12 protein-coding genes and 3 pseudogenes are annotated in these 20,511 nt (G+C 39.4%); 5 read left to right on the top strand and 10 right to left on the bottom strand.

What is annotated here, in order from left to right:
* Window positions 1-356: 356 nt before the first annotated feature.
* The 3 genes from ACVA58_RS14000 to ACVA58_RS13990 all read right to left on the bottom strand — a co-directional run bounded on the left by ACVA58_RS14000 (window position 357) and on the right by ACVA58_RS13990 (window position 5,588).
* Window positions 357-2,030, bottom strand: coding sequence for a GH39 family glycosyl hydrolase (locus ACVA58_RS14000; protein WP_446511056.1), 1,674 nt, complete (start codon window positions 2,028-2,030; stop codon window positions 357-359).
* A gap of 119 nt (window positions 2,031-2,149) precedes the next feature.
* Window positions 2,150-3,475 (bottom strand): glycoside-pentoside-hexuronide (GPH):cation symporter, encoded by a 1,326-nt coding sequence (locus ACVA58_RS13995; protein ID WP_446511055.1) that lies wholly within the window; start codon window positions 3,473-3,475, stop codon window positions 2,150-2,152.
* Window positions 3,476-3,803: 328 nt separating this feature from the next.
* The gene (locus ACVA58_RS13990) at window positions 3,804-5,588 is read right to left on the bottom strand and encodes a sodium:solute symporter family transporter (protein WP_446511054.1); all 1,785 of its coding nucleotides are present in this window, start codon (window positions 5,586-5,588) and stop codon (window positions 3,804-3,806) included.
* A gap of 433 nt (window positions 5,589-6,021) precedes the next feature.
* Here ACVA58_RS13990 and ACVA58_RS13985 point away from each other — a divergent pair, with 433 nt between their 5' ends.
* From ACVA58_RS13985 to ACVA58_RS13975, 3 genes are all read left to right on the top strand, one after another.
* Entirely contained in the window at window positions 6,022-6,999 is a 978-nt protein-coding gene (locus ACVA58_RS13985; RefSeq protein WP_446511053.1) for an AraC family transcriptional regulator, read from the top strand.
* Window positions 7,000-7,134: 135 nt separating this feature from the next.
* Window positions 7,135-8,286, top strand: coding sequence for a hypothetical protein (locus ACVA58_RS13980; RefSeq protein ID WP_446511052.1), 1,152 nt, complete (start codon window positions 7,135-7,137; stop codon window positions 8,284-8,286).
* Between the two features lie 289 nt (window positions 8,287-8,575).
* Window positions 8,576-10,072 (top strand): BNR-4 repeat-containing protein, encoded by a 1,497-nt coding sequence (locus ACVA58_RS13975; protein WP_446511051.1) that lies wholly within the window; start codon window positions 8,576-8,578, stop codon window positions 10,070-10,072.
* 119 nt (window positions 10,073-10,191) lie between these two features.
* Here ACVA58_RS13975 and ACVA58_RS13970 read toward each other — a convergent pair whose 3' ends face one another.
* Window positions 10,192-10,446: a hypothetical protein gene (locus ACVA58_RS13970; RefSeq protein ID WP_446511050.1), complete on the bottom strand. Its 255-nt coding sequence runs from the start codon at window positions 10,444-10,446 to the stop codon at window positions 10,192-10,194.
* Between the two features lie 488 nt (window positions 10,447-10,934).
* Here ACVA58_RS13970 and ACVA58_RS13965 point away from each other — a divergent pair.
* A pseudogene (locus tag ACVA58_RS13965) lies at window positions 10,935-11,153 on the top strand (helix-turn-helix domain-containing protein); the annotation flags it as partial.
* A gap of 40 nt (window positions 11,154-11,193) precedes the next feature.
* On the opposite strand, the pseudogene ACVA58_RS13960 reads toward ACVA58_RS13965, so the two are convergent.
* Window positions 11,194-11,403, bottom strand: a pseudogene (locus tag ACVA58_RS13960) (IS66 family transposase); the annotation flags it as partial.
* Window positions 11,404-11,462: 59 nt separating this feature from the next.
* On the opposite strand from ACVA58_RS13960, the pseudogene ACVA58_RS13955 reads away from it, so the two are divergent.
* Window positions 11,463-11,711: pseudogene (locus tag ACVA58_RS13955) on the top strand (transposase); the annotation flags it as partial.
* A gap of 304 nt (window positions 11,712-12,015) precedes the next feature.
* Here the strand turns inward: ACVA58_RS13955 and ACVA58_RS13950 are convergent.
* From ACVA58_RS13950 to ACVA58_RS13930, 5 genes are all read right to left on the bottom strand, one after another.
* Complete coding sequence (locus tag ACVA58_RS13950) at window positions 12,016-13,491, bottom strand: sulfatase (protein ID WP_446511049.1); 1,476 nt, start codon at window positions 13,489-13,491, stop codon at window positions 12,016-12,018.
* Between the two features lie 44 nt (window positions 13,492-13,535).
* Window positions 13,536-14,999, bottom strand: coding sequence for a sulfatase (locus ACVA58_RS13945; protein WP_446511048.1), 1,464 nt, complete (start codon window positions 14,997-14,999; stop codon window positions 13,536-13,538).
* An 82-nt stretch (window positions 15,000-15,081) separates the two neighbouring features.
* Window positions 15,082-15,795 (bottom strand): oligogalacturonate-specific porin KdgM family protein, encoded by a 714-nt coding sequence (locus ACVA58_RS13940; protein ID WP_446511047.1) that lies wholly within the window; start codon window positions 15,793-15,795, stop codon window positions 15,082-15,084.
* Between the two features lie 318 nt (window positions 15,796-16,113).
* The gene (locus ACVA58_RS13935; protein WP_446511046.1) at window positions 16,114-17,787 is read right to left on the bottom strand and encodes a glycoside hydrolase family 43 protein; all 1,674 of its coding nucleotides are present in this window, start codon (window positions 17,785-17,787) and stop codon (window positions 16,114-16,116) included.
* A 25-nt stretch (window positions 17,788-17,812) separates the two neighbouring features.
* A complete protein-coding gene (locus ACVA58_RS13930; RefSeq protein WP_446511045.1) occupies window positions 17,813-20,476 on the bottom strand; it encodes a family 78 glycoside hydrolase catalytic domain in 2,664 nt (887 codons plus the stop codon).
* Between the last annotated feature and the right edge of the window lie 35 nt (window positions 20,477-20,511).

Here is a 20,511-nt window from a genome sequence, read left to right as displayed (position 1 = left end):
ACAAGCCCACCTTGCTTATTATTACTGTGGCACTCCAGTAGGCGCCGTTATGCAAAGAATGTCGAGGTACTGATGCCATACTTGCGGCCCCCCCCTTTCAAAGAGGAAGCTATTCTAAAATTGTTAACCATTCTTGGTTGCTGTGTCGATGTTGAACTATGATATTGTCTCTTATAAGTGAAAACAAAATCATAAGTCTCTGGGGGAGCTTAATTAAATGTGGGGTTTATGAAGCGCTAAAGAAAACCCTTGCTACACCAATGTAGACAAGGGGTTTCTAATCATTTTTCTAAGTAATATAATTAGAGGTGTCTACTATATACGTTATTTATCAGGTTTTTTCGTGTAGCGATTCCTTAATTCAACCACTCAATCTGGTACTTCTGGACGGAGAACGAAGGAATTGTATTTGTAATTTGAATTATAGTACCTTGAGCACCATCATCAACACTGGAGGTCTCCCACTCACTCCACTTAAGTTCATTCACACCATCATATTTATCTTTGACACTATTGAAGAACTTGCGGCCTTCTTCATTAAGCGCGTCATTCACCGGGGCTAGAGGGTGCACATCGTCATTTCTCCACCCTCCTTCATTGGAAGATAGTTTAGATTTCGGAAACTCTGCAAAAAACATCTGCTCTCGGTTATTGGAGCGATCGAACTGGGCAACACGATATCGATAATTGGTATTTTTCGGTTGATCAACTTTTAATTCTACTTTAATGGTTTCATCATCGTGATAGTTAAAATCATCTTTGTTAAAGCTGAACATCAGAACATCAAAACCAGAATCATCTGCTTTGCGGGTAAAAATACCGTCAATCAGGTTACCAGCTGTCTTAGACTCACCCTCTACATTGCTCTGGTATAACTCGTTCCCAACCATATCAAAAAGAGCAGACTGAGTGAGAGCTTCTGAGTTATAGGTACCGTCTCGTTTTACATTACCCCATTGAAATAATCGACTGACATTCTTCTCTAACATCATTTTTGAGAACAAAGCAAAAAATGCCGAACCGTGTGAGGACTCAACACTTGAAAATCCAGCACGCTTCATTTTTACAATATATTTAAACTCATGAATTTCAAAACTCGCGTCTGAATTATAATCACCATGTTCTAAAATTGGTGCCATGTGGTTTTGATAGACGGAATCCATATCCATCTCTTCCGGGTGTGTGACCTGTGGATAGTAAGATATCGCTAAGAAATCATAAGGCACGCTATTTTCTTTGGCCCAACTGACAAAGTGAGTGGCGTACGCGTCTTCTTTTTCACCGGTATAATCTACATACTGACTAACAAAATCAGCTTCCCTAAAGTGAACACCAATCACAGCTTCAGGCAACACAGCATGTACTGCATCCACTGTATTTTCATAGTGTTCAAAGAACTCTTGACGAGTTGCAGACCAGTGCTGTGGTCGAGTATCAATCTCTGACCCGACTCTAAATCGCCATGATGCTACTGTCTCTTTGCCATATTTCTCTACAAGGTGGCCAATAAATGACTGAATGTACGTATTCCAAGCTTTAGGGTCTTGTGGCGGTAAGCCGTTACCATAAACTCCGACACGATCTTTTGCGAGGTAATGAACACCATCCGGCTCATCCACGAAGTTATAACCCTCTTGGAAAGCCCAAGGAGGATTATCTAAAACAATTTGGAATATATCCCAATCATTCTCAATCCAATGGTCGATACGACGAGTCGCAGCCTCAAAATTATAGGTAAACTTTTCACCATCCCATAAGTAGGTATCGCCAGAAAGGTCTTGGTTATACCACCCTCCTAGCATGCGCACCGTGTTTACTTTGGCATTACGACCAAACCTCGCTGGCTTCTCAACCGGATTGCCTCTTTCAGTTCGAACGCTCACATCAAAGAAATCATACACTTCACCAATTTGATTACTGGAATCAGTATAATCACTAGAAATAACCTTAATATTTTCCGCATAACTACCCGCGGACAAAGAAACAATCATAGCGGTTAAACATGATCTAAAAAAAAGACTACTTTTCACTTATCAAACTCCAGATGTGTGAATAGACTACCGCAATGAAGCTCATTAACAGGTTAATGCCAATAAATATTAGGCAGTCTATTAAAGATAAACAATTAAATAATTGCGGTTTAGAACTTCTAATTTAAACTCTCTTTTACTTCTTTTACGCGATTTTCAGTAAGTGGGTAAAAGTTAACCATAGCTGCTACTGTGATAAAAATAGTACCAGGAATGAGTGTATATAACGCATTAATCATTGTTAGAGCGCTACCAGACTGAACCTCTGCGCCTCCAACATATCCACCGAAGGCTAACAACCAACCCAACATGGCCCCACCTAGCGCGACTCCAAATTTAATTGAGAATAGATTTGTTGAGAAAACCACACCACCTAGAGAGCGTCCCGAAAGATGCTTTTCATAATCAACCACGTCAGACATCATACTCCATAGGAATGGACTTGCTGCCATTTTCAAAAAGTTAACAATAATCATCAGAGCAATGAGTAAATTAACTTGATTACTTGGTATGAAGAACATTAATACTGCAAACATACCCATTAGATAATTGATGATCTGATATGATTTAACTTTATCAAGTTTTCCAAACAGAGGTATCGCACACATCGCGCCTAAAACACCTGCCAATTTGCCTAAGACCATAAATATTACCACTAAGTCAGGTCTTTCTAAAAAGCTCACCACATAATAAATAATGACGGCATCTTTAAGCACAAAGCCAACTAGCATGAAGATGTTCTGAATAAATAGCACTCGCCATGCGGGATTCTTAGACAAGTGTTTCAAGTCATCTTTTAAGTTGCCACTTTTAGTCTGTCTAACATCATGCTTCTCTTTGACATTGAAAAAGCAAAAAAGGAATAGAACAACAGAAAGGCTAGACATCACCGACATTGCACCGATATACCCCAGTCGTAAATCACCATCACCAATGTAGTCGACAAGCTTCATTGCAAGAACAACAATCACTAAGCCTGCAATTGAAGTCATTGTAAATCGATATGACTGCAAACTAGTTCTTTCATTTGAATCACTAGAAAGCGTATTTGCCATCGCACAATAAGGCACATTGATCATTGTGTACATTAAGGTAAGGAATATATATGAAGCATATGCGTATATTAGCTTGCCTATTTCTCCAAACTCTGGTGTATAGAAAACTAATATACAAGAAATCCCAAATGGCACAGCAACCCAAAGTAAGTATGGGCGATACCGGCCGAATTTTGAATTAGTTCGATCTGCCAGTGAACCAATCAGAGGGTCAGTTATTGCATCAAGAATTCTGACGATTAAGAACATGGTTCCCATATGTGCAGGAGACAATCCGAAGACGTCAGTGTAGAAAAATGCCAAGAAAAGCATCACTGTTTGCCATACAAAAGCGCAGCCTGCATCCCCTGCTCCGTAAGCAATTTTCTCTCTTACTTTCAAACCTATCATTACATCACCTTATTATTCCACAACCTACAGCTGTAGAATTCAGTTAAGAATAAATTATAAGTAACGTCAGTTTACCTACTATCAATAATTATATTCTTACCAAGCAAAACTTTTCGTGAGCAAAACCTCAACTTATTTCCACAAACCTAACAGGTTATCTATCCACTATACTTAAACAGTTATAAACCCACCTTAAACATCTGATGAAGCTCCCCACTCCCCATATAAATAAAAATTGTGATTTTTATAGGGACAAAAAAAAGACCTACATGAATAGGCCTTTTTAAACTTATATATTATTAATTAATAGCAAAATAGCTTATTATAACTACGCATTAGCTTCTTGTTCAGTAACGGTTGTTGTTTCTACCGAGCGCTTAGATTTAACCAGAATAAAACCAACAAGGGCTAGAATAGATGCGATGATAACAAATAGCATTCTACCCCACATAGGGTTTGGTACTAACGTCAGGCTTAAAATGAATAGTGACGCGATCAGAACCATTTTACCTAATACGCCATTCTGACGGTTATCCATTACAATACTTTCTGGTGTATCTTCCACAATCACTTCGGTATCAACGTTAGAGAAGAACTGATCCACTTCTTTTTGTCTCTGCTCAGAATGACCTTTGTAGAAATACTGAGATAGTAGAAAAAATGGTAATGTAATGCTCATATGACCAATCAAGCCCAAAGTCACTGATTTCATCTCTGTATACTCACGAGAAGTTAGCGGCTGTTCCAAATTCAGAATCGATTGTAGAACTTCAGGTGTCATCCCAAACGCAATTATGCCAGAGACCACCATACCGACTAGCACAGTCCCCCAGCCTGCCCAATCAGGTGTTTTTCTCACGAAGAAACACATAATAGAAGGGATCAAAATTGGAAATCCAATCAATGTACTAATAAGCATTGTCAAATCGAACAGACCGAACTCTTTTAACGATGTTAAGAATAAAGCTGCAATGATAATAACAATACCAAACATCGCAGTTAAAAGTTTACTGACAAAGATCAGGTGCTTTTCAGAGTGATTCTTACAGAAGTAAGGTTCGTATACACTTTTAAGGATGATCCCAGCGTTTCGGTTTAATGCTGAGTCCATCGAAGACATGGTGGCAGCAAACATTGCAGCTAGCATCAAACCGACCATACCTACTGGCATTTCGCGACTAACAAACATAAAGTAGGTTGCGTCTGCAACTTTGCTACCTAATCCAGCTAACCCCCAAGTACTTGTATCAGGATAATGTGCAGCAACATACCATGCAGGAACAAACCATAATACGGGGCCAATTAGCATTAATGTACCTGCAAGCATCGCTGCTTTTCTTGCATTCTTTGTATCTTTAGCTGAAATGTAACGATATGAGTCAACCATATTGTTGGTGCTAAAGAACTGCTTGATAAACATAAATATAAACCAACCAACAAACAAATACGTGTGGTTATACCCGTCACCAACAAACGGTTGCTCAGGCAATCCAGCCTCCATAAGTGGCATTAAACCACCTGACTTCCAGATTGCGACAGCACCAGTTACTAACGTCATCGTTGTCAGGATGATCATTTGCATGAAATCAGATGCAACAACAGCCCAGCTTCCGCCAACAAGGGACATAAATAAAACAACGCTACCAGCTACAATGATGGTTTGTTCAAGTGGAATGCCGATAACAGCACTTGTAAATACTGCCAGCGCGTTAACCCATATTGAAGCTTGTAGTACACTTAACGGGACATTAGCCCAAGTAAAGACTTGTTCATTCACTGGACCAAAACGCATACGTACACCTTCTAGCGGTGTAATAACACGCATTTGGCGTGCTTTGGCTGCAAAAAACAAGTAATTACACAAATAACCTAAAGCATTAGCATAAAATACTGTCGTTGCTACGGCAAAACCGCCTGTTAGCGCCTTCCCCATATGACCTGTAAAAGTCATTGCACTTACTGCAGTCATAAATGAGGTAGATCCCACCATCCACCACAGCATTTTACCGCCTCCACGAAAATAATCACTTGTAGAAGCACTAAATGATTTAAACGCCATTCCAATAGCGATCAAAAAACCAAAGTACACAATGACAACCGCAATATCTACCATAAACCTACCCTTTCAAACCAGAATTTATTCATCTTTTGTTAACTCAACTACTTTTTATGTGGTTCAATTGCGACTGTTCTTTAAAAAAAGTTATATCAATCACACTTTAAAATTAGTTAGTAAATAATTTACCGCTCTAGATCACATATTTTGCAAGTCATTTAAATTAACAGATTAAAAACAAAGTAAATTAATCACAAAAATGGACTTTCATAATAAATTATATTCAGACATATAAGTGACGCATGTCACATAATAACTTTTTAAACTGTAACTCTTTGAACAAGATCACAAATGAACCGGTGTTTTGATTTATTTGACACTTTTACATTGTATATTTCTTTAAAGAGATAATTAATGACTATTTTTGACGTCCCATAGGGCATTTTTTGCATCGATAGAATTACAACAGCAACTCAATAGGTGGTTAGCGATGAGTCATGGATTGAACAGAATTACCGAATACATGAAAGACAACAATGCTGAGGAGCGAGGGATACTTGATAATCAGAACAGTATTGACATGTCAATATTTAAAGATGTGAGTAAAAACACAATTGCGTTTGAAAGATTAGTGTCAAAAGGCAAGATGATTTCAATCAGAAAGCATACACGATATATTCATTACCCCGCGCATACCCATGACTATGTAGAGGTTTGCTATATCTTAAATGGAAAGTCGGATCAAATTATCGAGGGGGAAAAAATTCGACTTAATAAAGGACAAATTCTTTTCATGGGACCTGGAGCCGTTCATGAGATACTACCTTCTTTAAAAGATGACATCATGATTAACTTTATCGTCCACAAAAAGTTTTTTAACTACATTTTTGAGTTTATCGATGACAGCAGTAGCCTTTCAACTTTTTTTATTGATGCCATTTTTAAAAACTCTACTTCAAAAGCACTTATATTCGATACTTTTGACAAAGAGCCCATTGAAATATTATTAGATCAAATAATAGATTTATTAACAACTAAAGGAAAATTTATGGAGGCAAAAATCAAGTTTATTCTTGGTTTACTCGTCATAGAACTGATTCAAGATACACCCCAGATCATCGATAAGAAATCTAATGAAAGCAAGATTCTGGCACAAGTAATCGGTCATATTGAAAAAGATTTGCAACAGGCAAATCTCAACATTATTGCTGAGCAGCTTAATATGAAAAACTACAACCTTTCTAAGTTAATTAAGAAAGAAAGTGGCAAAACTTTCAATGCATTATTGCGTGACATTCGGTTTAACAAGTTTTGTGATTTGATCAAAGTCACAAATATTAGTATTAATGAGCTAGCGATTGAGGTTGGATTCTCTAACACAAGCGATTTTTATAAAAAATTCCGAACTAATTTTGGTATTTCACCACGTGAATATCGCAACATGTCTGACAGCGCTAGGATGTTTTAATCATCTCGATTAACACTCCTGATGCAGCAAAAAATGCCCTTAAAGACACCAAAAATCGGCATACTTCTCAGGGGTAACTTACATTATCATATACGTTGTATTGAGAGTTTTTAACTAAGCACCGGGATGTAATATATGTATAACGATTTATCATGGGTAGACAGCGCATGGTCAGATATTGTAAACAAAGTTAAAGTAACAAGTGATGAGTTAACCGTAAACTTCCCGTCAATGACCACTGATGGTCAATATTGTGATACTCATGCTCCTTGGGCTTGGGTTGTTGGGTTTTGGCCTGGACTTTTATGGTTACTGTACGAAAAAGAGGGTTACGAGCCGTTTAAAACCATCGCGATTAACCGTGAAGAGCTGATGGATCAACCTCTAGAGGAGTACGTAAACATCCATCATGATGTCGGTTTCATGTGGCAACTGACTTCGATCAAACAGTATGAATTACTCGGGAATGAAAAATCTCGAACGCGCGCTTTGACTGCGGCTAGCCACTTAGCAAGTCGTTATAACATCGGTGGTAATTTCCTTACTGCTTGGAATAAGAATGACGTTAGCAGTGCTGATCCTCGCGGCTTAAGCATCATAGATAGTATGATGAATCTGCCAATCTTATATTGGGCAGCAGAGCAACTTAATTCACCACGTTTTTCATTAATTGCGAAAGCCCATGCCGATACTGTTTTAAAAGAGTTTATTCGCCCAGATGGTTCTGTTCGACACATGGTTGAATTCAATTACCTGGAAGGTGGTGTTAAAGCCTATCACGGTGGACAAGGTTATTCTGAAGACTCTGCTTGGAGTCGAGGCGCATCATGGGCAATACACGGATTTGCGTTAAGTTATAAGTACACTAAGGAACGTAAGTATCTTGAGACAGCAATGAAAGCAGCTGACTTCTTTTTGAGCCACCTACCTAATGACCATGTACCACATTGGGACTTTAGAGCGCCAAAAGATGAAACGACACCTCGAGACACTTCTGCTGCTGCCTGCGCAGCCAGTGGGATGTTGTTGATTGCCGATTTAATTGACGACAAGAAAGAAGCTGAGAAATATCTACAAGCGGCAAACAATATCCTTCACAGTCTACATCTAAAATATACTACATTTAATCAGCCCAAAGAACAGGGTATTTTGACTGGTGGAGCATTCAACGTGCCAAAAGGTTTGGGCGTAAATTGTTCATTAATTTATGGCGATTATTATTATGTTGAAGCTATCGCTAAGTTGCTAGATAAAGTTAATCATCAAGAGAAAAATATTATAGAATAAATTCACGCTAAATAATCACAAAAATATCAACAATGAAGCAAAGCCCATTTTTCTTCATTGTTTTTTATCTCTCTAGCAAAACATCGATACATATTCACACAGCAAAAATTGACCTCCAAATATTCAAAAATAGTTATAAAGATTATTTCCCAAAAACAATATAATTATTGTGCTTTGTTAAAAAAGCAACTTACATAAAATACTTAAAGCCCTATTTCCATACTTACTTTGTCACAAGTTGACATAAAAATTTACTATGCCTCAATCATACAATATTTAAGGAATAAAAATGAAACTTGGTCTTTTAAGAAAATTATACAATCGTCATTATTCCCCCTCCCCTCGCAGGTCTGTTCTAAAAACAGTAGTTCCTATTTTCTCCCTTACATTACTTGCAGGTTCATTTACTGCTAATGCCCAAGACATTAATGACAAACAAGTCATGGTTGACTATTTTGCTGATAATGGGTTTGGTAACCCCCTTGCTGTAGTACAAGCGCCTGCGGGGATTCACGAAAACGGTGTTACTTACCTAACTTATCAAGGGACATTAGAAGATCCTTACGTTGTCGCTTACGATCACAACTCTGGCGAATGGCAAGGTCCTATCAAAGCGGGATTCAGCGAACTGGGCAAAGATAACTACTGGGCTCCATCTGGACGTCCTATTGATAACCATGGCAAACCAACCATGATTATCGATGATTTAGGCTATATTCACATCTTTTTCGGAGGACACGGTGGTAGTGCACGTCACGGTGAAAATTCACTAGGTGATGTCCACGATGGCAAAAATAAACACATCGTATCCAAGAAGCCTTACGACATTTCTGCATGGGTAGAGTTAGATAATATTCCACCTTTCGGAAACTACAACCAAGCCGTTAAGATGGATAACGGTGATATTTATCTGTTCTATCGCCACGGTGCCCATGAAAGTGATTGGGTGTATCAAAAATCCACAGATCACGGTCGTACCTTTGACGAACCAGTATCGTTTCTAAAACACAAAGATCGCGAAGACATTGAAGCAGTTGACAGCTGGTACGCTTGGGCTACCAAAGGGCATGGAGATGATATTATCATCACTTATGACTACCACCCTTGCTGGAAGGTCCATGCAAATAATGGTCGAGGCCACACAACTGAACGCCACAATGCTTACTACATGGTATTCAACACTAAAACCGGTACCTGGCGTAATATTGAAGGTGATACATTCGACCTACCTGTAACACGTGAACTAGCTAATGAAAAAACACTAGTTTTAGATACGGGTGAAAAATGGACATTTAACGGTTCGGTACACTTAGATCAGAATGGTTACCCTCATATCGGCACTAATATTGGAGTTGATTTGGGAGTGAAGAAAACGGGCGGGCCTAAGCAAACTTCGCACATTCGATGGACTGGCGAAGAATGGGTTGGTGGTACTGCTGTAAACCCTGCAGCCGTTAACTGGGGTGTTGATACTCGCGGCGACTTCTTCATTAAATCACCGACCGACATCACTTTCGCCCTTGGCTATAAGGAAGAAGGTGCCGGTGTTGTCGCTTACTTCAATTCCAAAGACGGTGGCGAAACTTTCGAAAAACAGAAAGAACTCCTTCGAAAAGGTCAATCAGGCTGGGCGATGTCCGCAATGATCACCAACTCACACCCAGATGCTAGGTTCTTTGTAGCTGAAAAGCCGAAAGGCGAAAGAGAGTGGAGAAATCTCTACCTTCTTGGTGATAATGGCCCGGTTATGCGTGTACAAGAAGACGCTGACGTTCGAGTCAAATAGACTCTATACACTAAAAAACGCCTAACCAAATACCGGTTAGGCGTTTAGGCATTAGCACAAAAAATCGAACAAATAAAACGAACTTCGTAAGATCTAAACCTATGCGTCCTAGCGCAGACTTAATAAGACATATCAATGGCTAAATCTAAGTCAAACTCGTACTTACTTTCCATCGCGATCTCATTGCACTGTTCAGAGCTTAAAGACCATGTATCGTTTTTTACGCGAGACTCCATTTCAGACATGAACTCGACTCTACCTTTATCACTGTTTGAAGCTAAAGCCACACCATAAGCTTCACATACTTCTTGATCAGTCATCGCAAATGCGCTCAAAGACATCGCTGCGGCGATACAACCTACTAGTAATCTCATTTTCACTTCTCCTCTGTTTTGTTTGCTTTCGAAGTAACCCTAGATCAAGTCACAAAATTCGCAAAATAATTCTTCTTAATCTAATTAAATCACGCGAATATGCGCAAACTTAACTCTGTTTTATGTAAATATTTGCCCTAGCCTTAATGATCTCAATAGACACATCACGAAACGACGCGATAACCATGCAAAATCAAATATTACAATTGACATAATAAAAAGATAAAATCACAAATCAAGGTAAATAAAACCAGTTTTCAGTTAGGCTGAATTTCATAGTGTATTACTTAGTTATTTCGCAACATATACACGTTGCAACCTTTGACCTTCATTAGAACGAATATAGACATCACCCAGGGCGACCGCATGAATGTTTAGTTTTTGCTCACCGAGTTTAAACCGGCACTAAGTACTGCCTCCAACATATACCCGTGATCATTAAAGATGCTTGATTTCCTGGAAAATCAGGATCATGCTATGTCCTATGAATGAAAATGACTTTAACCAAAAAGCAGAAACAAGAACTCAAAAGCCAGCATGATATGACTCGTGACGGTCGAGTGCGTGACCGTATAAAAGCGGTACTTCTTGCATCTGAAGGTTGGAGTACCTCCATGATTTCTCAAGCGCTGCGTATCCATGAAACAACAGTACTTCGTCATCTGAAAGACTATGAGCACTCTGAGAAGTGTAACCGTTCAGCGGGATAGCTTGACTATATAAGATAAAGTCTCATGAGGTCCTGGCTCAGAGGCCAAAAACATTTGGGTATGGCTTTTTCTCAACGACAGATGTGATGATTTCGCTCAATACAGACATTGCTGATAAGCCTCGCTTTTTGCATGTTTCGATGAGCGTATGGATCCGGCTTCGGAACTTGTCTCCAGCATCTGAGGCGGTGCCAAAACTGATTTTCCTTTGGATCACAAAACCGCGAATACACCGTTCTGCCTCTGATCCGCCCCAGCAGTTTTGGACACCGCGTTAAGTGAGTACAACAACTAACGAGGTGAACTATGACAAACAAGAAAAAACGAACAATGCATACCCCTGAATTCAAAGCTGAAGCCCTCAAGCTAGCTGAAACTGTTGGAGTGTCCACGGCAGCCAAGCAGTTATCTCTTCAAGAATCTCAGCTCTACAATTGGCGTAAGGCGGTTCGACAGACAAGCAGCGTCAGTGATCGTGAAAAAGAACTGGCCGCTGAAAATGCAAAATTGAAGCGGCTTCTAACCGAACAGACGGAGGAGCTAGATATCGTAAAAAATGTATGGTCTGCTCCGTTTTTGCAAGTAAAAGCTCGCTGCCAGAATACGTTTGCGTCAATGTATCCGGCCTGTTTGTGAACCATCTAGTGTTCTGGCCTTGATGGGATCCGCACGTTGTTGTCCTAATAAAGCGCTCAGTCATAAAAGACTGCTTTTTTAGCCAGGCTTCAACATCGTGGGTTTAACGCTTCTGTCATCAGCTTGTATCTCGCAAAATCTATGGCTTATTTACCGATAAAGTAATAATTCAATATTATCGACTAAAACAGTACTATGTTCAGGTCTAGATAGTCAGAAAGATTTAGCGCTGCTCAAGCAAATCCTGCCTAGCTTCTAAAGTCAAGTTTTTGAAATATGGATTCCCTGTATAGAAGGAAACGGGAGACCAATTTGCGTTGTATTTTGGTAGTTTGTCAATCAACTCATTTTTGATTGCCGTGTAATTTGGATCACCAGCCAAATTAACCCACTCATTAGAATCTACGCTGTGATCGTAAAGCTCCTCAGAACCGTCAGCATATTGAGTATAACGATAGCGTTCGCTCTTGACACTATGGTTATTTGGACCAAAGGTTGTTGTCGCAACATATGGCCAATCTCGGTCAGGGTCCAAAATTAACGGCGTAAGATCATTTCCTTCATTCTGACTGTTTTTTGGTAATCCGCTAATACTCAATAGTGTTGGGTAGATATCCAACAAACTAACTGGCTTGTCTACAACTTGGGGTTTATTAATATTGGGCACCTTGATGATCAAGGGTGTACGAGTTGCCCTCTCCCATAAAGCCATCTTGGAAAACTTACTTTTCTCACCAAGTTGATACCCGTGATCTCCCCACAATACAATCGCTGTATTGTCAGCGTACGGACTTTGTTCTAAGGCATCCAGCACACGTCCAATACAGGCATCGACAAATGAAACACAGGCTAAATAACCTTGAACAATATATCGCCACTCATCATTTTCTATCGCCCATTCGGTGGTTGGCATTTGTGGATAGTCTGAAATCAATTTTGCCAACTCAGGTACATCATCTAAATCAGTCGGTAAATAAGGAGGAAGCTCAATGTCTTCTACTGGATAAAGATCAAACCATTTCTGCGGTACATGCCATGGCACATGTGGTCTAATGAAGCCACCAGCCATAAAGAAAGGTCTTTCGTGATTCATTTGTAGTTGATCAACTAACCATTGCGCATACTCATAATCGGGCATTTGTTCGTCAGAATCAGGAAACGCACCCCAATCAGTGCTGGTTCCTTGTTTGTGCCATTTCATCGTTTTTTCTGGATAAGGCCCAAAACCGTTGACTCTTCCGCCATAATTTTCAAAGCTTCCAGTCGCAACTTTTTTGTGGAACAATTTTCCAACGCCCGCAGTATAGTAACCATGCTTTCCAAAATATTCACTTAGAAATATCGCACTGCTAGCCTTATCGTTTGCGCTTTTTATGTCATCATCTTCAACATGACCATAGATTCCTGTTGTCGATGGAGCAAGTCCTGTCATGAGACTTGCTCGTGAAGGCCCACATAATGGTGCTGATGCATGAGCATTGCTAAATACTGTTGCCTTAGAAGCAAGTCGGTCAAGGTTAGGTGTTTTTGCTTGTGGATGGCCACCGAGTGGGCCGATCCAATCATTCAAATCGTCAATTGCAAACATAAGAACATTCGTATGCGAACTTTGAATTGTTTTCAACCATGCTGTGTTGGGAAAGGTGCTAGCAGCAACCAAACCGGCTGCGCCAGATAAAAACTGTCTTCTATTAATCATAAATATACCATCATTCCATTTTAAACTAGTTCTGAAAAACTCAGTTAATCATTTCTGTCAAAAATAGGTCTATCGTTAAAAGAAGGAGCATCTACAGGAAACTTATCATGAAGTTTATCTGTCAATTCTGCCTGTATTGATTCGTACTCTGGAATATCAATGACATTACTGGTCGCGATGTCTGATTCAGCATGTGAATACAGTTCTCTCGATAAAATTTCTTGTGTTTCCGACACTCTCCATTCAGAGTATCTCCAGGTGCCATCGGTTACCGTAACACCCATCTTTGCTCTCGCTTCTTTGGCAAAGACACTGTAAGACAGATCTTTTACCTCTTTACTCGGATCATCAACTATTGGCAAAAGGCTGACGCCATCTAAATTAGGCATGGGTAACCCTGCTGCTTCGATAACAGTAGGGAATATGTCCACACCTTCTGCTATCGAGTTTGACTGCTTGCCTACGGCAGCACTCTTGTGATTAGTTTCTCGACTAATTATCAACGGAACTTTCGTATCTAACTCCATATTACTATGCTTGTTCCACGCACCATATTGACCAAGCTTGTATCCATTGTCACCCATTAATACAACCATAGTATTTTCTCTTAGCCCTAAGTCATCTAAAGAGGTCATCACCCTACCCAATTGTGCATCCATATAGCTAACTGACGCGTAATAGGCATGAGTGAGAGTCTTAGTCAGTAAATCGTCGCAATAGCCCTCTTTAGGTATGCCTCCATAACTTCTTAATTCATTCCAATTTGTTAACGACAAGGCTGGCATATTGTCAGGCACGGCCCGTGATGGCACAGCAAACTGTTCAGTTTCATACAAATCCCAGTATCTTTTAGGTGCATTGAAAGGGAGATGCGGTTTACTAAAGCCGACAACCATCAAAAAAGGATCATCTTTTATTTCATTCAGTACACGCACGGCATCTCTAGCAACTTGACCGTCTTTATAGAAATCGTCATCGACATCACCAACATCATAAGCAAATTTATTGCGCTTTTTTTCGGGGTCTGAATAAAAATTGGGGAGTTTTTCTATTTGAGTGGTCCACTTGTCCGCATCATCTGTCGTGTGGTGGAATACTTTGCCAATACTTATTGTTTTGTAACCGTGCTCTTTGAATAACTGTGGCATCGAAATCAAGTTCGGTTGATTTGGGCGCAGTCTCCCTTGGTCATTGATGGTGTAAAGACCTGTGGTTTCAGGCCTAAGACCAGTCAAAATACTCACTCTTGAAGGCCCACATATCGCTTGTTGAACGTAGGCCTTATTAAATTGCATACCTTCCGATGCTAATTTATCAATGTTAGGGGTTTGTACTTGATTATGACCATAGCTACCGATATCAACTCGAAGATCATCGACCAAAAAGACTAATACGTTCGTAGGTAATTCTGAAGCAACTGATATATTCGTTTGCAAACCTAACGCAAGAGCAGCACATAACAATACAGTACTATTTTTCTTCTTTGCCAAATAAGAGATTTTTTTCATGTTAATTTTTCAACCTTATGATAGAAAGCCACTAATTAATTACAATTAGTGGCCTCAATATAAAAAAGGGTAAAGATACCAATTAGAAGCTATACAGCAAGCCTAAGCGCGTTCGCAATTGATACTTATCGGATTTATTTCCCTCAGGCACCCCTGCAAATGTGACAAAAGGAGTCAAACCCTTAGCTACTTGGTAATAGGCCTTAAGTTCAAGCTCTTGTTTAAATTCTTTATCATTGTAAAATTTTTGTCCATCTAAAGCTTTGTGGTAGTCATATTGAATACCAAGCCTTAAGGCATCTTTAGCGTAATTTAAACTAAGTTGATACTGACTTGTCTGTTTCGTATCATTGTATTCACCATCTTTTACACCAACATGGAATTTATGCTTATACAATGGCTGTATAGAAAACCCCCCGCCAAGTTTATAATCCACAGCTGCCATAGGGGTATATATAATACCACTACTAACAGCTGTTACTTGTAGTTGTGGTATCACCCTTAGGTCATCGTTAACACTATAACGATGACCAAGTTGCATTTCTGTACTACTAAGAGTGTAACTATTCAGCTTTTCACCTTTGTGAACTATTTGAGTTCCAATAAAGGTATTTCCGATGCTACCACCAATTTTAACAAGGGTTGAATTTGTATTTGCATCAACTTGATCGTTTGACTTATGCTCTTGACGAAGCATCAATGTTGCTGCTGACGCTGACGTGCTGATGAGCATTGATGTTACTATGACTGCTAAAATTTTTTTGCTATTCATTATTATTCCCTTCACTGCTTCCATAAAACAAATCACTTTATTGATAAATTTGGTAAACAAAAAAATCAATATAAACACTATATTACAATGCGTTTTACACATCCCACTTTAAAATAAAAATAATGTGGTTTTGCTCAAGATTTAATTTTAATAAAATAAAATAAAAGTAAAACCAAACAACCAAGGCAGAATAAGTTCTTCAACATGGCAAGTTTCCGCCTTGATTATATATAATTAATGATCAACCTTACATTTGAAATTAGTTAAAAGATCAGACCACAATGAAAATCATTATATAAAGCACAAACTAAATCCTTACAATAATAAAATGCAAATGCCGTTTTAGCTACACTGTTTTGGCCCATCATAGTCATATGTAAAACTCTCTACATCGATGTACCCGACTTCGTCCTTATCATTCCAGGTAAAGAAACCTATACGGTCACCTGTCCAGTTACCGAACTCAATATCAAACTTTTGGCCGAAAAACTCATAGATCTCGCCATCTAAACTGTACTCGAAGAAAGCACTGCTGCCGTTGTTCGTCGTTCTGATAAACAATGTATCGGAGTCAATAATTGCCCCCTCCACTTGTTCTCCTTTCGCATTGATAAACACTAACTGACGATTACCTGATGAGCTGACCTTGACTCCCATCAGGTTGAATACCCCTCCGAAGCGAGCTAACCCTCCAATTTGATTTGGTTTCATGCCACTTAAATCAAATTTGGCCTCAGCAACACCGTGACTATCACCCATGATACGTTGACTCAACGTATTACACGCTCGCCAAAAATCAGAACTAGATCCATCACTGTTTGTCCATTGATTCGTTTTAGGACCATACCCTTCTGTGTTTGGTACTAATTTACTCGCTTTAAGTCGAAGAGAGCCCCGTTTTTCTGTCAATGACCAGTGCGATTCTCTTGGGTTATGGTTCCATTCCCACTGTAGACCGAGCGTCTCTGAAGTAAAGTCATCATCGCTTAGAGGCGCTTGAACGGGGAAACCATTGATAGGTTTACGGAAACGTTTAACCGGCTCACCTATTCCATCACCATTTTCATCAATACCAATGATTGGCCAATCATCGATCCACTCAACCGGCTCCAAACACTGAACTCGGCCTTGAAACGGATCAACGTCATTTTGAACCAATTGGTGCATATACCACCATGACTCGTCTGGCGCTTGCAGCAATGCCCCTTGGCTCGCACTTCTGTGACCAAAGTGGCTTCCTTTCTGCATCACGACTTTTTTCTCGTAAGGACCATAGATACTTTCAGATGATCTCAACACAACTTGCTTACGGTCATTTTTCTTGTTGATTTTTCCAAGCCCTGTAGAGCAGTCGCCGATCGTCCATTCAGCCAAAAATACATACCAGTATCCATTAAACTTATAGATTTTGGCTGCCTCTGCGCCGATCCCCGAATACACCTCCTGGCCATCATCAATAATTGACAGGCCGTCCCAACTCATCTCATAAATCACGTTAGTATTCACTGGTGATGGTTCATCAGCGTGCTCAGCTTTTACACCCGCGTTGACGATGATGTATGCCTTACCAGTTTCTTTATCCCAATAGACGGCAGGGTCATCCATAACGTAGGAAGTATCAAGCATAATCTTAGGCTCACTCCACGGGCCCGCAATATCCTTCGCCGTGGTCACCATCAAGCCATGGTTATAATCTATTTGATAGATGTACCATGTCCCATCGTTGTATGCTAAATCGCCCGCCCAGACACCAAAAGAATAGCCATTCATTCGGTTCCAGTTATATTCAGGAGCCCATGTTAATCGATTAAATCCAAATCCAACATTTGTCCAATTGACCATGTCTTTCGAGGCAAGAATGGGCATTCCTGGAGACATATGCTGCTTAGACGTGATCATGTAATAGGTATCACCGACTTGTTCAATATCTGAGTCAGGATAATCGGCATTCAATACTGGATTAATATATGTGCCATCACCTTGGTCACCCCAACTACCTATTTTTTTTTCTAACATTGTATTTACTTCCAATTTCAATTGATTAATTTAATGCTGTTTCTTTAACCAACGAGGTTATTTGTAATTTGTATTTACCAGAGCCGAGTCTTAGTTCATTTAGATTATTAGTAGAATAACCATCTAAGCTGTCAATACAAAAACCTGGAACTGAAATGACAGCTTTAGAGTTAAACGGAATTTCAACGTCCAACTCATAATCGCTTTCATTACGACAAGACCATGAAATTTTAATATCGCCATAACTGGTCGAATATTGGCCAGATACATTCTTTAACTTTGAACTTAGCAATGGGGATACTTTAAAAAGTTTGAACCCTGGCTCAGACTCAACAGGGCGAATACCCAGAACATTACTATATAACCACTGTCCAACGGCACCATAAGCATAGTGGTTAAAAGAGTTCATGCCTGGGTCTCTTAAACTACCATCTGCCTTAATTCCATCCCAATGCTCCCAGACCGTTGTCGCCCCGAGTTTAACTTGGTATAACCAAGAAGGGTAAGCCTCTTGTAACAGCAATTCATACGCAGCTTCTTGATGACCGTTATCACTTAGGGCATCACAGATATGTGGGGTTCCTAAGAAACCTGTATTCAAATGACCATTATTATTTTTTATCAACATCACCAAATTGTTGGCAATTATTTTTCTTTGTCGGCTTGATACCAGCTCAAAATGTAACGGTAAAATGTGTGAAGTTTGTGTTTTTGGTAGTAGCTCACAATTATTTCCAACATATTTAGACAAGAATTTTCGTTTAATTTTCCCATATAGAGATTTATAATATTCGCCTTGTTTTGAATATCCCAATATATGAGATATTTTACTGAGCAATTTCGCTGAATATGCAAAATATGCCGTTCCAGTTAGCTCGGTAGGGGTTCCACCAAAAAAGCTTCCCTTCTCTGCATCTAACGCTAACCAGTCACCAAATTGAATCTCATAGTCGTAAACATAATCGTGAGATTTACTCTCAACAAATTCAAGATACTTACACATCGATTGATAGTGATTTTCCAGCACTTCCTTGTCACCATACATAAGGTAAAGTTGCCATGGGATAATCACAATGGCATCTCCCCAACCAGCGGCAGAGTGCGTACTTTTTTTGAAAAATGGATGAGAATCTACCCTTCCCGTCATTGTATCTGGAACAACAAAGGGAATACCGCCATTTGGCAGTTGGTCAGCTGATACATCAGCAAGCCATTTTGAAAAAAAACTCTGTGAATCGTACATGTAACATGCTGTTTTCGAGAAGATCTGAGCGTCTCCAGTCCATCCTAAACGTTCGTCACGCTGAGGGCAGTCCGTTGGGATATCAACAAAATTTCCTTTCATGCCCCAACGGATATTTTCGTGCAACTTATTCAGTAGCGGATTGGAGCTTTCAAAGTGACCTGTTCGTTCCAATGCAGAATGAATCACGATAGCTTCAATTTTACTGATCGCTATCTCTTTCGATGATTTACTAATTCTTGCGTAGCGAAAACCTTGAAATGTGAAATGTGGACTATACGAATATCGCTTCTTTGGTCCGATAATAAATGTGTTTTTTTGTCGAGCCGTGCGGAGGTTTTCAATATGAGCATTGCCCTCTTTATCAAGCACCTCAAAATGTTCGATTGTAAGTACATCCCCTACTTGGCCAGCTACTTCAAACTCAATAAGACCTGACAAATTCTGGCCGAAATCGACTATGGTCTCACCACATGGACTTTCAAAGACAGACTTAGCGCTAATTGTCTCTATTCGTTCGACAACGCACGCATCCTGTGGCTTTAATACATTTAAATCAAAATTATCCGGTATACAACTTTCCCAAGAAGTATTGCCTTCTTTTGCTACGCACCATAAATCTATCTCTTTTCTAGAATCATATGTTTCACCATCATAAATACTTGAAAAAACAACCGGTGATTCTGACCATTTCCATGAATCATCAGTAGGGATAACTTCTTTTGTCCCATTTTTATAATGAACAATAATTTGACAAATCATGCCGGGCACAACACCATAAAGTGCACTATCGTCTAGCCATCCCAACCGTCCACAGTACCATCCAGGTCCTACGTGAAAGACGATCGTATTATTGTTCGAGATCTGATTAGTAATCTCTGCAGTTTGGTAAAGATGATTTTTTTTGTAGCTGGTAAAACCCGGTTTTAAAACACCATCTATAATTTCTTCATTGTTTAAATATGCTTGATATATCCCCCCTGCTGTCGCATGAATCATGACTGACTCTACTTCATTGAGGTTATCAACAGCAAAGTTCTTTCTAAAGTATATCCCCTGCTGTTCATAGCTTGTCTCTTCCAGACTTGAACGAATATACTTTGCTTGCCAATCTTTTTTATTGAGCCCTGATATAAAGCTCGACTGCTTCCAATCAGATTCTTGATTGTAGTTGTTCCAACACTTTACTCTGACGAAATATCGTTGTGAAAAATCAAAATGTGCCAAGTTAATTTTTACATTTACACTTCTGGCACTTTCTTGTCGACCAGAATCCAAAATTATTTTTGAAAAGTCATTTTCAGTTGAAAGTTGATACTGAAATGCAATTTGACTCTCATCTCGGTGAGTTGCCTTCACTTTCCACGTTAAGTTAGGTAAAGACTCTACACAATTAACTTCTTGCAAGTTATTAATGTATAGACTTTCTATATTTAACATATTCATCACTCACTCTTCATTATATTTACATGAGAAATTTG

The organism is Photobacterium sp. DNB22_13_2 (genome assembly GCF_052873915.1).
The sequence above is the reverse complement of the archived record's forward strand: the minus strand, read 5'-3'. Positions and strand labels throughout refer to the sequence as shown.